This window comes from Halomonas heilongjiangensis, from assembly GCF_002879645.1.
In the GTDB taxonomy this organism is placed as follows: domain Bacteria; phylum Pseudomonadota; class Gammaproteobacteria; order Pseudomonadales; family Halomonadaceae; genus Halomonas; species Halomonas heilongjiangensis.
On record NZ_PNRE01000003.1, the window covers coordinates 1 to 13,455 of the forward strand.

A 13,455-nucleotide genomic window follows, 5' to 3' on the forward strand; every position below is an offset into this window, starting at 1 on the left:
ATCCCGCGCAGCGCGAGCGCCGGCGCATCGTCGCGCAGCGCGACCCGGTTCAAGGCGCCGAGGGGATCACCCGCCGCCAGCGCACGCGCCGCGGCCGTGATCAGCGAGTCCATTGCAATCCCGCCACCCTTGTTCCTCCCCGCGTTCGGTCACCTGGCACTAAATGTATCTCATGACCGCGAACCTCTGGGGCATGCACCAGTGGCTCGACCGTGCCCCAAGGGGCGCAACGAGACGGGCTTGTGGTGGCACCGCCACGACGAGTACGACAAGGTCTCAGCGAAGTGCACTGGTGGTGCGAGCTAAAAGGCGTCTCCCGCGTGACCGACGATCGGGCCACGGCCGGCCCCATGTCACGGCTTCCGGTCTGCCACGCTTTGTGCTCCGCACGGTCCTGGCTGGGTTTCACCAGTGAGTCTGAAACGACTCCTGTGCCATCCGTCGCGGGAGAAGGCATGGCAAGCGAGATCGATAAGTTCTTCCGGTCGCCAGTTCAGACGCACGACACCGGCATTCCCGAGGGCGAGCAAGTTCGAGGCGTCCGGCCCGGCGAAATGGAGTGTGCGAAGGCCGTTCACCGACATGTTGGCCACCAAGGCATGCGTGGTCAGATCCCATATCCGTGCTGCATCGCCTGCGATGACCGCAACGAAGCGGCCATCCGCCGAGAAGGAGGCGCCCTTGATCGCTTCGGCCTCGGGCAGGCTCGTCGTCTTACCGGTCTCGAGATCATGCATGACGATATCCGCCTCGGTGACAACGACCAGGTTCCCGCCACCCTCGGTGAACCCCGGCCAGAGTCGGTTCACTTGCATCGGGATGGTGTCGTTCACGATATGAGGCGTTCCGTCCGGCCTCGCCTCATGCGCGGGGCCGAGCGTAAGCGCGACCCGGCCAGTCTCGAGATCCACGACGAGTCCCGAGGCCTTCTCCATCACCGCCAGGAAACGATTGTCCGGCGAGAAGGCGAGCCTGGAGAAGGTGAATTCCGTCGACACTCGAAGCAGCTCCGCTCCGGTCTCGACGTCCCAGACCCGGACCAGCCGGTCACCCAAGATGCGCCGGTTCTCGGGGGTGTCGTCCTGACTACCTTCGGCCGTCGCGAAGAGTCGGCCGTCGGGACTGATCTCGATCCCGGTTACCGGATTGTCGGATACGAGTGTCTGCGTCTCTCCAGATCGCCAGTTCCACCAGACCAACTGCTTCCGAGGATCATCGGCGTAGTGATTTCCGAGCTCGGACAACAGGGCTACATCCTTCCCTGCGAGCTTGACGGACCAGAAGTGTCGCTCCCGCGTAAGCCGAGCAACCTCGTTCCCGGTTGCCGTCTCGCGCACGCTCAGAACTCCTGGGGAAGCGTCAGACCAATCCCGCTCCCGCAGCGACAGCAGCGCGTGACGCCCGTCCGAGGAGAGGTCTGCCGCCAGAACGTTGTAGGGCTCGTCGCCCGTCGTCAGGTTCATAATGGGTCCGGCACTGGCGTCGAAAACCTGATCCGCATTCCAATACGAAACCGTGAGAGCGATCGTGGAGCCGGATGCTGTGGCAACATCGTCAGCGCTTGCTGCAAGCCATGTGTCCAACGGATCGCCGGGAAGGCGCATCCGTCTCAGACGGCGATCAACGTCGCGGAAGATGATCTCGGCTGACTCCGGGACGGTTGCGATCTCTGCTCCGGACACGTCGCGGCGAGCAACCTCTCGGCCAGTGGCAACCTCGAACGCCCTGAGACCCCAACGGTGATTCTGCATACCGCGGCCGACGTATCTCGCCCTCTCGACAATGAAGAGGAAGGAGCCGTCGCCCGTAAAGCCGACCTGACTGATTTCTCCCGTCGAAAGCGCGCGGACCGTCAGCCGGGTCGCCAGGGTCTCCACATCGGCGATGCGCACCGTGTGCCGCCCCCCTTGGATCGCGAGCCATCGTCCGTTGGGAGAAAAGTCCAGGCCGCGGACATCCTCCGCCGGGATCGTGCGCGCCTCATCCTCGGTGTCGACATCCAGAAGCCTGATGCCGGAGCCTGTCTCGGCACTCTCGAAGGCGTAGGCGACTCGCGCCCCGTCGGGGGAAATCCGTGGATGCCTGATCTTGCCGTCGACCATTGGGGGCGCTATCTCGCTTAGCGCGGCCGTATCCCACAGGCGAAGAGCGTTGCCCTTCTGGGTGATGGCGCGCTGAGCACGCGTCGCATGAGCGGATGCATCGGCAGTGATGGCCATATCGAAACGTCGCAGCGTTTCGCTACTATCAAGGTCCCGAATTTCCAGAATGGAGGAGGAATATCGAATCGCGACCTGGGCCGAAGCTGGCAGGGTTCTGATTGTCACAGGAGTGTCTATGAGAGGTATGCGTTTGAGTTCCATCCCATCCGCGATGCGGATGACCGAAAGCGCAGCGCCCTCATCGGTGTCTAGCGCGAGCACCACCGATGATCCATCGTTGGATGCGGCGATGTCCGCAGCCCAGTCTGTCCCTTCGCGGCTCAGAGACTCCCGGCCCGTGTCGAGGTTGAAAATGCGCAGCCTTTGCTTGGGATTCCCATAGCCGCTTTCTGCTACGGCAACACCCGCTCGATTCGGCAGGAATGCGGCTTCGATAGGCACGGACCCGTCGCCAATAAAGCTTCGAGCCCGTCGCCAGATCTGGTTTCCTGACGCAGCATCACGCAGCTCGATGGCCTCGTGATCGTGCAGGAGGACAACATTCGCCCCCGGGTCTGTCGCGAGATGCTCGAATCGGACGGGGTCCTTACCGGCGGGGTTCCACGGCCCGTCGCCGTCCGCCGGGAAGTAGCGGATCCAAGGCGCCATGTAGCGATCGTCAGCTCCGATACCTTCGGCGACGAACAGGCCACCCGGCAGCGCCGTGAGGCGAGCCGTTTTGGTCACCTTCGTATCCAATTCTTCGGACCAGATAGCCCGACCTTCCTCGATGTTCCAGAGAACGACTCGCGCACGGTCCCGGGAGGCGCCTTCGTCTTCGTGAACATAGTACGCCGTCAGTATCCGCGTAGCATCGTTCGATAGAACGGCCTCGTCAGGTCGCGGTCCCGGTATTGCGGCTATCTCCACACCAGACGCAGCATCGTAAATCCGCAATCGCTCCTCGGCGCCGTCGTGGCTGGCGGCGAGTCGGCCGTCGGCGCTGCGCCAGCCCGAAGAGGTGTGCTCGCCTGGCTCGGTTCGCCATGTCGTCTCGCCCGTCTCCACATCCCAGCCGGCGAAGGCGCCGCCGCCCCCGGTGACAACGAAGTGATCGTCATCGGACCAGAAAACCTCGTATACACCGCCCGCCTCGCCAAGCTCGGCCAGTCGCCGCCCAGTGTCCGCATCGTAGAGCGCGAGCTTGGAGTCTCTGACCAAGAGCATGCTGCCGGTCGGGTCGAAGCCGATGAATCCCCCCTGTATCGGGACCCGGTGGCGAAGTTCCCCATCGGCGGTGTTCCAAATGAGGACCTGATCGGTCTGGCCATCCCGTGCCGCGAAGAGGTGCCCGTCGGGGCTAAGCGCGGGATTTCTCAGTTCGCCGTTCCACGACCAGTGTGACAGGCGAGCCCCCGTCGACAGATCCGAGATACGGATGTCCGTCCAGTTGGCCGACGAACCGCTTGCGCCCAGCGACACCGCAACGCTCCTGCCAGCTTCATCGGCAACGATGCGGCGGAGCGGAAGATCGAATCGCCTTTCTGCCAGGATCGTGCGGAAGTCCGCAGCGAGTCTGATCAGGCGTCCGGACTCGGTCCCCGCCAGCAGCGTGCCCTCCGGCTCGAAGCGAAGAACGCTCACGGTCTCCGCTTCGAGCGCCCGAAGTACCTGGTCCCCGTCGACGCGGCGCGCGCTGAGCCCGCCCGCGCCGCCCGCCACGAGCCATGCACCGTCGAGCGAGAACGCCAACGCATTTGCGCGGCCGGGATGGCGCCAGCCGTCTATCCGCGCAGTATTGCCCTGCTGCCAGAGGACGACGAGGCTCTCGTTGTCGGATAAACCCAAGTCAAGATGAATCCACCCACCCGGAACAACCGTCCGGATCCAGGAACCGCTTTGCTGGTTAGCCGTGGCGATCAGTCCTTGCGCCGAAACGATCGAGCGCGTCGTCAACAACAACGCCCCTTCTATGCGTAGCACCACCGGCGCCGCGACCTCGTCGAGATCCCAGACACGCGTTGAACCGTCATCGTGGCTACTGACCGCCCAGCCGGCGGCGGTCTCGACGGAGACGGGATGCCCCTGGTCACGTTCCTCTGCAAGCAGGTCGAGTTCGACCGGCAGGGTTTTCGCCTCGCCTTTGTCCAGGGGAACCCGGCTGATAGAACCGCGGTGAAAACCGAACTCGGCGACGAGAAGCTCGTCTCTCTCGGGGACGAGCCGCGCCTCGATCCGGTCTGCCCCACCCATACGTGGAAACAAGAGTTCGTGCGCAACGTGCCAGTCCGGCGCTCTCCGAACCTCGATCCGGCCGTCCTCGCGCACGACATACAGGTCCTCGCCATCGTCCGAGAACAGCACCGCCGTATCACCCTCCGTGGCTGTAAGCCGGCGTGGATCGTCGGCTTCGGCGTCCCGCACCAGCACGTTGCGCGTTGCACCGCCCACCACAAGCGTTCGGCCATCCGGAGCGAGCACCGGGTCGGCGCCACCTTCCACCTGCCCCGTCCATCGCGGCTCGAAGGTGCTAGCGTCGAGAAGTGCGACGTCCGAATAGAGCGCGGCATCGCTCTCGAAATCCCTTCCATGTGCGTCGCGCCGTATCCAGGCAGCGGTCTCTCCGTCGTCGGCGACGACACTCTCGTCGGCCCAGTCGTCGTCGGCTGGCACCGCCGAGCCCGCGGCGAGTGCAAGCGCATCTCGCAAGGCGCCGACACCTTTGGGTGTGACCCGGCGGTCGAGCGAGTCGACCGCGATCATCGCCGCGGCAGAGGCCTCTCCGGAGTTCTCGTTCAGGGTCTTGTCCGCCACGATGGCGAGACTCCTGGCGACGGCGAGTCCCGCTTCGGCGTCTGCGCGCATCGCCTGCCGCTCCGCGCGTTCGCGTGAGGCCTCCTCACGGCCAAGCGCCACTTGCGCCGCATCGCTCGCCGCTCGCTCGTCGAAGAACAGCTTCGTCGCCCAGCCGCCGAGCAGCAGAAAGATCACCGCCGCCGCCGTCGCGAGCCGGCTGATCCAGGCGAGCCGGCGGCGTGAGCGCTCGCGCTCCTCCGCCAGCTCCTGCGCCTGCCGCAGCTCCTCGGCGCGCCTGGTCTCGGCGACGTCGACGCTGCGACGGAGGAACGCCCGATCCGCCTCCGACAGCGCCTCGCTGCGCGTCGTCATCCAGTCCCGTGCCGTTGCCAACGCCAGGCCCATCAATACTGCCTCGTCGCGCGCCTCCTCGGGCGCGGCTTCCCATTCCCGCCGTGCCGTCTCGAGCTGGCTGTGCCAGATCAGGAATTCGCGCTCTTCATCGATCCAGCGCGCGAGCCGCGGCCACTTGCGCAAGAGCATTTCATGGGCGACCTCGACCGTCGCCTCGCCGCCCACTTCACTTGTCGTCAGCAGCCGCCACCCCGAACCGGCGAGGGCGAGGGCCACGCTCCACTCGTCCGACCGGCACTCGGATTGCACTGCGCGGCGGCGCACCACCTCGCCCTCTTTCGGTACATGGGCGAGACGCAGTGTCAGGAGCCGGCGCAGTGCCTCCTCGCACCCGGGATCGGCGGCGAGGAAGGCCTCGGCGCGTTCGGTAAGCGGCTTGCCGATGTCCACCATCTCGACGGGAAAGCGCAGGACCCCCTCCGCCCGCTCATCCCTCCGCATCGCATCCCAGGCTTCCGCCATCAGGAAGGAGAGCAGCGGCAGGGCCCCGGGTTCGCGGTCGGCGGCCTCGGCGATCACAGTGACGATGTCCGGCGTGTCGAACCGCGCGCCGAGTCGGGCGGCGGGTTTCGCGATCACCTCCTCGAGCTCGGCACGGGTGAGCGGTGGCACATCGATACGCCGGCTGACGGGAAAGAGCGCCGTGTCAGCCTGGTGTCGGCCATAGAAATCCGACCGCAGGCTGGTCAGGATCAGCAGCCCCGGCTCCGCCGCCGCCTGGGCGAGGAGCGCCGCGAAGCGCGTCGCTTCCGCCGGCTCGGCGCGGATATAGAGCTCCTCGCCCTGGTCGACATACAGGAGGAGGCGGCTCGGCGCGGCATCCCCGGTGAGAACCGCTTGACGCTCGCGCGCGGCGGCGGTGAGATCGACGAGCTCCGATCCCTCGCGGAAATTCCGCGCCCAGGCGTTCGCCTGAGCGTCTATCTCGGCGGGGTCATCCAGCCAGAGCCGCACGAAGCCGAGGGCGAGCGACTTGAGCGGTCGCTCGCCGGGGCGGATCACGACGCTTTGCCAGCGGTGGCTGTCCGTCAGCGGCCTGGGCCATGGGCGGTCGAGGTCGCCGGGCCAGTGCCGACTGCGCAGTGCGGCAAAGAGCCCGGCCATGACGATCGAGGACTTGCCGACGCCGGAATTGCCGACGAGTGTCAGGATCTCGCCGTGCGCCCTGGCGATGGTCTCGATCAGCTCACACGTCAGCACCTCACGGCCGAAGAAGAAGGCGGCGTTCTCCGAGGTGAAGGCCTCGAGCCCACGATAGGGGTTCGTCTCGCGCCAAGGCGGTGGACCCGGCGTCTCCACATCCGCCCCTTCGAGTGCGGCACGGATCTGGCCCACGGCCACCTCCATGCCATGGGCGGCGCGAAGCAGATGAAGCTGACTCAGGAAGGGTAACCCCGGCGTCTCCTCGCCCAGCAGCACGGGCACGATGCGCGGCCGCCCGGCGACCCGATTGAGGCGCAGCGCCTCGTAGTATTCCAGTTCCTGCCAGGTCCCGATGCGCTTGCCGATGAGCAGCAGCACGGCATCCGCCCGCTCCAGCTCGTCGCCGAGCCTCGGGAGCCAGTAGGCGCCACCGACATTGCTGCGTGGCGCGAAATAGGGGTCAAGCTGCGGTAGTGCGCTGCCAAGGGCTGCGATCAGCCGTTCTGCCTCGGGCTGATCGGGCGAGTGGTAGCTGATGAAGACGCGCATCGAGAGCCACCGATCATGTCGCGCTCTTACCATTTCAGACTAATCAAACTTCCTGCGACTTGCGCAGGCGAACCTGAAACGGCGTCCTCCCCAGCGTGATGACGCTCGACTATTCGCTTGGCGAGGGCGATGTGGCGCTTTGGATGGGAGCGGGCGTGACCACCGCCCCCTTGCTGACCGCCGCCCACGGCACGGATGGTTCCATCGGCCTGGCCGCCATGCAGATCGCCTGCATGCCAGGGCCTATCTTGCGCTCCTGGTCTGCATGTCGGTCGTGATGCTGGTGGTGTAGGCACACCAAAGCTTTGATCTCTTCGCGGTATTTTTGTAATGTTATCTCATAACATTAATGTCGGGATCATGCGGTGAGCTCCGCTCCCACCTTGGTCGTGCGTCATTCCCCTGTGCAAGGATCTACGGAGAACGTGACGATGCCTTTCGTTCGTATCGGCGCCGTGGCCGCGCGCATCGGCCCCTGGTGCCTGCGTGCATCGCTTGTGTTCGTGGCGGGCATACCCGTGGCAAGCAGTGCCGCCGAGGAGGTGGCCGGCAGCCCCGCCTACGAGCTGGAGGCAATCACGGTACTGGGTACGCGCGAGCGTGCGTATCGCGATGTGGTGGCCCCCATGGCCAACAAGAGCGATGCCCTGGTCAAGGAAACACCCTTCTCCATCCAGACGGTGACCAGTGAGCTGATCGAGGATCGTGGCGTCACGACCTTCGGCGAGGCCGTGCGCACCGTGCCCGGTGTCACGCCGCAGGTCGGCTGGGGCGGCAGCAACGACCGCTTCCGTCTGCGCGGCTTCGCCACCACGGCGAACCTGAAGAACGGCTTTCGTCGCAGCGTGTTCGCGCCGGTCGACGAGTTGGTGAACATCGAGCAGATCGAGGTGCTCAAGGGGCCGGCGTCGGCGCTGTACGGCCGCTTCGAACCGGGCGGGGTGGTCAACCTGGTCACCAGGAAGCCCCTGGACGAAGCGCAGACGCGTTTCGACCTGACGGGCGGGCGCTACGATTTCTATCGGGGCACCTTCGACACCACGGGACCGCTGAGCGATACCGTCAGCTACCGGGTCACCGGGGCGTGGCAGGACAGTGGCAGCTTCCGCGATTTCGTGGAGGCCGAAAGCCAATTCATCTCGCCGGTGGTGAGGTGGCGGCCCGCGGCGCAAACCACGCTGACCGCCGAACTCGAACTGGGGCGTCGCGACTCGTCATTCGACCGGGGCTTCGGCAACAGCCCGCTGTTCCTCGAGGTGCCGATTCACCACAACTATGCCGAGCCGGATGCCCGCCTGGAGAACGAGAGCGCGCTGGCGTCCGTGGTGCTGGAGCATGCCTTCGAGAGTGGCTGGGAGCTGCGCAGCGGGCTCCAGGCGTCGTGGGCGCGCACCGATGCGCTGTGGTACCCCTACGGCTTCGAGCCGATCAGCGGGGCCGACACCGACGACCCCCAGGTCAACCGCCGCCGACAGCGCAGCGTCGACGAGCAGACCGACGCCTCGGTGATGGCGGAGGTGTCGCGCCGCTTCGATACGGGGGCGGTGGGCCACCGCATGCTGCTGGGCGCCGACTACCACTACGACGAGTGGGATTTCGAGGCCCAGGCCTTCCTCGGCCCCGGGGGCTTTCCGGTCAACCTGCCGATCAGCCTGTCCGACCCGGTGCATGGCCTGGCCCCCAGCGGCCCGCTGGCGCCCTACGATGCTTCGCGCTACGACAGCCACAACGTCGGATTGTACCTGCAGGACGAGCTTCAGTTGGGCCGCCAGTGGCGGCTGCTGCTGGGGGCGCGCTACGACCGCTCGCGCAGCGGCGCCCGGGCCGAGTACCTGCCGGTGGAGGGGCGGTTGACGCGCAGCGACGAGGCGTTCTCACCGCGCGTCGGCCTGACCTGGACGCCCAACGAGGAGGTCTCGCTGTACGCCAGCTGGGCGCAGTCCTTCCTCACCGAGCCCGCCAACGGCATGCTGCGCGCGGGCGACCTGCCGTCTCCGTCGCGGGGCCAGCAGACCGAAGTGGGCGCCAAGTTCAGCCTGCTCGACGGCCGCCTGGAGCCGACGCTGGCGCTGTTCGACATTCGTCGCCGCAACGGCGTGGTGTCGGACCCGGACGACTTCAACTACGTGATCCAGGTCGGCGAACAGCGCAGCCGCGGCTGGGAACTGGACGTGCCCTACAGCGTCACGCCGCAGTGGCGGCTGCTCGCCAGCTATACGCAGCTCAAGGCCGAGATCAGCGAGGACAGCGACCTCGCGCTGGTCGGCAACCGGGTGGCCAATGCGCCGCGCCGTTCCGCGAGCTTCTGGTCCACCTACGACTTCGCCGGCCAGGCCTCGGGGTTGAGCGTGGGCCTCGGCGCCATCTACGTGGGGGCGCGCCAGGCCAACACCGCCAACAGCTTCGAGCTGCCTTCCTACACGCGTTGGGATGCCAATGCGATCTACCGCTTCGGCGAGGGGCAGCGCTACCGGGTGCAGTTGATGGTCCAGAATCTGGGGGATAAGCGTTACTACGACTCCGGGGGCTCGTTCGTGCCCACCTTCCCCGGTGCGCCGCGCAGCGTGTTCGCCACCTTCGGCATGACGTTCTGATCGTAGGCGTGGGAACGGGGGCGGCCAGACGCTGCTAGCGGGGAGAGGGAGAGGGAGAGGGAGAGGGAGAGGGGCAGGGGGAGAGGGAGAGGGGCAGCGGGAGAGAGGGCGAGCCGGCGCTTGCCGGCTCGCCACGGGCAGCCTTCAATGGCTGTGGTCGTGGTCGTGGTCGTGGTCGTGGTCGTGGTCGTGGTCGTGGTCGTGGTCGTGGTCGTGGTCTTGGTCTTGATCATGGTCGTGGGCGACGCCGGTGCCGCCCACGGCGACGATGCTGAAGGGCGTGCCTGCGACTTCCACCTCGCCGACTTTCTCGAAGCTCACCGCATCCACCCGGTGCAGCTTGCCCTCGAGCGGGTCGGTCACGAAGACGTGCTCGCCGGCCACCGTCACGCGCGGGCGTGGGTCCCGCCAGTGGCCGTCCATGGAGTAAGGGTCGGTGAGCCGCAGCGACTGGCTGATCTCGCCGGCGAGCACGTCGAGCCGGTGGAGCTGGCCATCCTCGGTGAACACATAGGCGTAGCGGGCCCGGATCGGGTCGACGGCGAAGTGCACGCGGCGGGTGGGCAGTTCGACCTGGCGGAAGGCCTCGTCTTCGTTCGGGTCGATCAGCACCACGGCGCTCTGGCCATTGCTGCCAAGATAGTTGCCCATGAAGTACTGCAGCCCGCGGCCGCCGACCAGCGTGGTCGCCTTGCCCTCGGGCAGCGTGTCGGCATAGGGCAGGTGCTCGATGGAGGGGGTGCCGTCCCCCGAGCGAACGATCAGCAGGCCCGTCTCGCAGGCGAAGGCCATCAGGTTGCCCGTTGCCGCCTCGCCATGCAGGTCGGGGCATTCGGCCAGCTCGCCCACCTGGGTACCGTCACGATCCTGCACCCGGATGCCGACGGGCAGGTTCGAGGGGGCCTCGGGGTGCGGCTCGGACACCAGGTCGTAGTCGCCATAGGGCACGACCACGCCGTGGTGGGGGGCGCCCGCATCCACTTCGCGAAGCTCGACGCTTCCCGCCAGCGCATCGCGCTCGCGGAAGATCCGGGCGACGCCTTCGTTGTCGAAGAACGTGGCCCAGTGGCCGTGGTGCTCCACGAAGTGCACCGGGTAGTCGCCATCGATCTCGGTGCCGGTCAGCCGGGGTGCCGTGACCTCGATATCGGCGTGGTCGCCGTGGTCGTGAAAGGCGATGCCCGTGGCGATCGTGGTGACGGCATCGGCCGAGCCCTGCACCGCATACACGGCCTCACCGCTGTGGCTGCGATAGAGCGACGCCGCGCCGCGAAGGTCGAACGACTCGAGCAGCTCGCCTTCTACCGCGTCGATGACATGCACCACCGGGTCGCTGTGGTCGGCGACGAACAGCCGCCAGGCCGTGAGCTCCTCGTCATCGGCATGGGCACTGCCGGCCGCCAGGCCGGCGGCCAGGCCGGCGGCCAGCAGGGAGACGGCTAGGCTCAGGGGTGTTCTTCTCATTCTTCAACTCCTTGGCTGGGGTGATGACAGGCAGGGCGTCCGGGCGACAGTGTCAGTCGGCGGCCAGGGATGTGCCGAGCGTGGTGGCGTTGTGGCGCATCAGCTCCACATAACTGGATGCCGGACCGTCTGGCGCGGAGAGCGCATCCGAAAAGAGCGTGCCGCCGAGCGTCAGGCCGGCTTCGGTGGCGATCTGCTCGACCAGGCGGGGATCGGAGATGTTCTCGGCGAACGCGCCGGCGGCGCGCTGCTCGCGGATGTCGTCGATGAGGCTGGCGACATCCGCGGCGGAGGCTTCCGCCTCCGTGGAGATGCCCTGGGGGGCGAGGAAGGTCACGCCGTAGGCGTCTTCGAAGTAGCGAAAGGCATGATGGGCGACCACGGCCCCGCGACGCTCCTCGGGGATGGCGGCGATGGTCTGGCCGACCTCCTCGTGAAGCGCGTCCAGCTCTTCGAGATAGGCGCGTGCGTTCCGGGTGTAGCCGGGGCAGCCGCTGTCGTCCGCTTCGCAGAAGGCGCTGGCGATGTTCTCGACGTAGACCTTGGCGTTGGCCACCGATTGCCAGGCGTGGGGGTCAAAGGAGGCTTCGTGGAACACGGCGCGGTCACCGTGGAAGTGATAGTGGCCGCCCAGCGGGTCGCGCAGGATGTCGGCACCCTCGGTCAATTCGACGACCCGGGCCGCGGTGTCGCTCGCCTCGATGAGCCGACTGAGAAAGCCTTCGAACATCAGCCCGTTCGCCAGCACGACGTCTGCCTGGGCAAGCGCGATCGCATCGGCGGGCCTGGGTTCGTAAACGTGGACGTCGGCGTTCGGCCCGACCAGGGTGCGCAGCTCGATCCGTTCCCCGCCGACCTGCCGGGCGAAGTCGCCGATGATCGAGAAGGTCGCTACGACCTCGAGCTTCTCCTCGGCATGCAGCGCGGAAAGGGCCTGCAGCCAGAAGAGGGCCATGCCGGTGATGAGGGCGAGTTTCCACGCTCTGGGCATACGTTCGTTCCTTTGTTCTAGCGGTTCCAGCGGGTTGCCACGTATGGCGAACTGCTGCATGAGGCGGGCGGATGGAGAGCTAGCGCAGCGCTTGGCCGTTCGGTGCGTTTCGCATCCTTTTGTTATGTTATAACATATGATATATGAGGGCAACGCGACCCCCACATGCCTATGCCATGACACCCGCCCCCACCCACCACCCAACGGCGGGGCAATGAACGAAGACAATGAACGAAGACATAGCCCGACAAATCACACTGACCCGTTACGGTGCTTCGTATGAGCCCTGATGCCAAAGACCTGATTCCCGTTACCGTACTGACCGGCTTTCTCGGCAGCGGCAAGACCACGCTGCTCAATCGCCTGGTGCGTCAGCCCGCCATGAAGGATGCGCTGGTGGTGATCAACGAATTCGGCGATATCGGGTTGGACCACCGGCTGGTCGCCGAGAGCGACGAGCATACCGTCGTGGAAATGAGCAGCGGCTGCCTGTGCTGCACCATCCGCGGTGACTTCAGCCGAACCGTGCAGAAGGCCTGCGAGGCGCTCGAGCGGGGTGGCGGCGAGCCCTTCTCGCGAGTGATCATCGAGACCACCGGGCTGGCCGACCCGGCACCCATCCTGCACACCCTGATGACCGATTACTGGCTGGCGGACCAGCTTTACCTGGATGGTGTGATCTGCCTGGTGGATGCCGCCAGCGGTCTCTCGACCCTGAACGCCCATCGTGAATCGCAGCGGCAGGTGGCCGTCGCCGACCGCTTGCTGATCACCAAGACGGACCTGGTGGACGAGGTGCGGCTTTCTCGGCTCGCCAGTCATCTGGCAACGATCAACCCGGCCGCCGAGCAGCTGCAGGTGCGCCATGGTGAGCTTGACGCCGAGCATCTCACCGATGGCGGCTTGCCCATGCACGGTCAGCGCGCCGATCGCTGGCTGCACGCCGCTTCCTACGCACAGGTCTCACCCGCCGCGGGTCTGGCGCCTTCGGCTCCCGGCTCCCTGGTCTCGATGCTGGCGCCTGCCTCCGGCCCGGCGCTTACCCGGCACGGCGAACAGATTCGTTCATTCTGCTTCACCGTGGAGGAGCCTATCGTGCCCGAGGTCCTGGAGGAGTGGCTGGATCTGCTGATGTCGCTGCTGGGGGAAAGGATCCTGCGGGTGAAGGCCATCGTGAAGATTGCCGGGCGGGAGCAGCCGCTTGCCTTGCACGGTGTACAGCACATCTTTCATCCCCCCGAGCCGTTGCCCGTCGAGGCCTGCAGCGATGGTGTCTCGCGTTTCGTGTTCATTACCAACGGGGTGGCGCCCGAGGCGGTCACGCGGTTGTTCGACTACTTCCAGCCTGCGCAAGCCTCCTGAT

The 13,455-nt window shown here is 66.3% G+C and carries 5 protein-coding genes; 2 read left to right on the forward strand and 3 right to left on the reverse strand.

Going from position 1 to position 13,455, the window contains the following annotated elements:
- Nucleotides 1-353: 353 nt before the first annotated feature.
- On the reverse strand, nt 354-7,043 hold the full coding sequence (locus tag C1H66_RS00390) for an nSTAND1 domain-containing NTPase (RefSeq protein ID WP_170064046.1): 6,690 nt from the start codon (nt 7,041-7,043) through the stop codon (nt 354-356).
- A gap of 431 nt (nt 7,044-7,474) precedes the next feature.
- On the opposite strand from C1H66_RS00390, the gene C1H66_RS00400 reads away from it, so the two are divergent.
- Entirely contained in the window at nt 7,475-9,637 is a 2,163-nt protein-coding gene (locus tag C1H66_RS00400; protein ID WP_240618165.1) for a TonB-dependent siderophore receptor, read from the forward strand.
- A gap of 144 nt (nt 9,638-9,781) precedes the next feature.
- Here C1H66_RS00400 and aztD read toward each other — a convergent pair whose 3' ends face one another.
- Nucleotides 9,782-11,101, reverse strand: coding sequence for a zinc metallochaperone AztD (gene aztD, locus C1H66_RS00410; RefSeq protein ID WP_170064047.1), 1,320 nt, complete (start codon nt 11,099-11,101; stop codon nt 9,782-9,784).
- Nucleotides 11,102-11,153: 52 nt separating this feature from the next.
- On the reverse strand, nt 11,154-12,152 hold the full coding sequence (gene aztC / locus C1H66_RS00415; RefSeq protein WP_240618166.1) for a zinc ABC transporter substrate-binding protein AztC: 999 nt from the start codon (nt 12,150-12,152) through the stop codon (nt 11,154-11,156).
- Nucleotides 12,153-12,371: 219 nt separating this feature from the next.
- Here aztC and C1H66_RS00420 point away from each other — a divergent pair, with 219 nt between their 5' ends.
- Nucleotides 12,372-13,454 (forward strand): CobW family GTP-binding protein, encoded by a 1,083-nt coding sequence (locus tag C1H66_RS00420; protein WP_102625952.1) that lies wholly within the window; start codon nt 12,372-12,374, stop codon nt 13,452-13,454.
- The last annotated feature ends 1 nt before the right edge of the window (nt 13,455 follow it).

Coding starts and splice junctions, on each gene's coding strand:
- C1H66_RS00420 (WP_102625952.1), top strand. CDS start 12,372: ATGAGCCCTGATGCCAAAGACCTGATTCCCGTTACCGTACTGACCGGC.
- C1H66_RS00400 (WP_240618165.1), top strand. CDS start 7,475: ATGCCTTTCGTTCGTATCGGCGCCGTGGCCGCGCGCATCGGCCCCTGG.
- aztD (WP_170064047.1), bottom strand. CDS start 11,101: ATGAGAAGAACACCCCTGAGCCTAGCCGTCTCCCTGCTGGCCGCCGGC.
- C1H66_RS00390 (WP_170064046.1), bottom strand. CDS start 7,043: ATGCGCGTCTTCATCAGCTACCACTCGCCCGATCAGCCCGAGGCAGAA.
- aztC (WP_240618166.1), bottom strand. CDS start 12,152: ATGCAGCAGTTCGCCATACGTGGCAACCCGCTGGAACCGCTAGAACAA.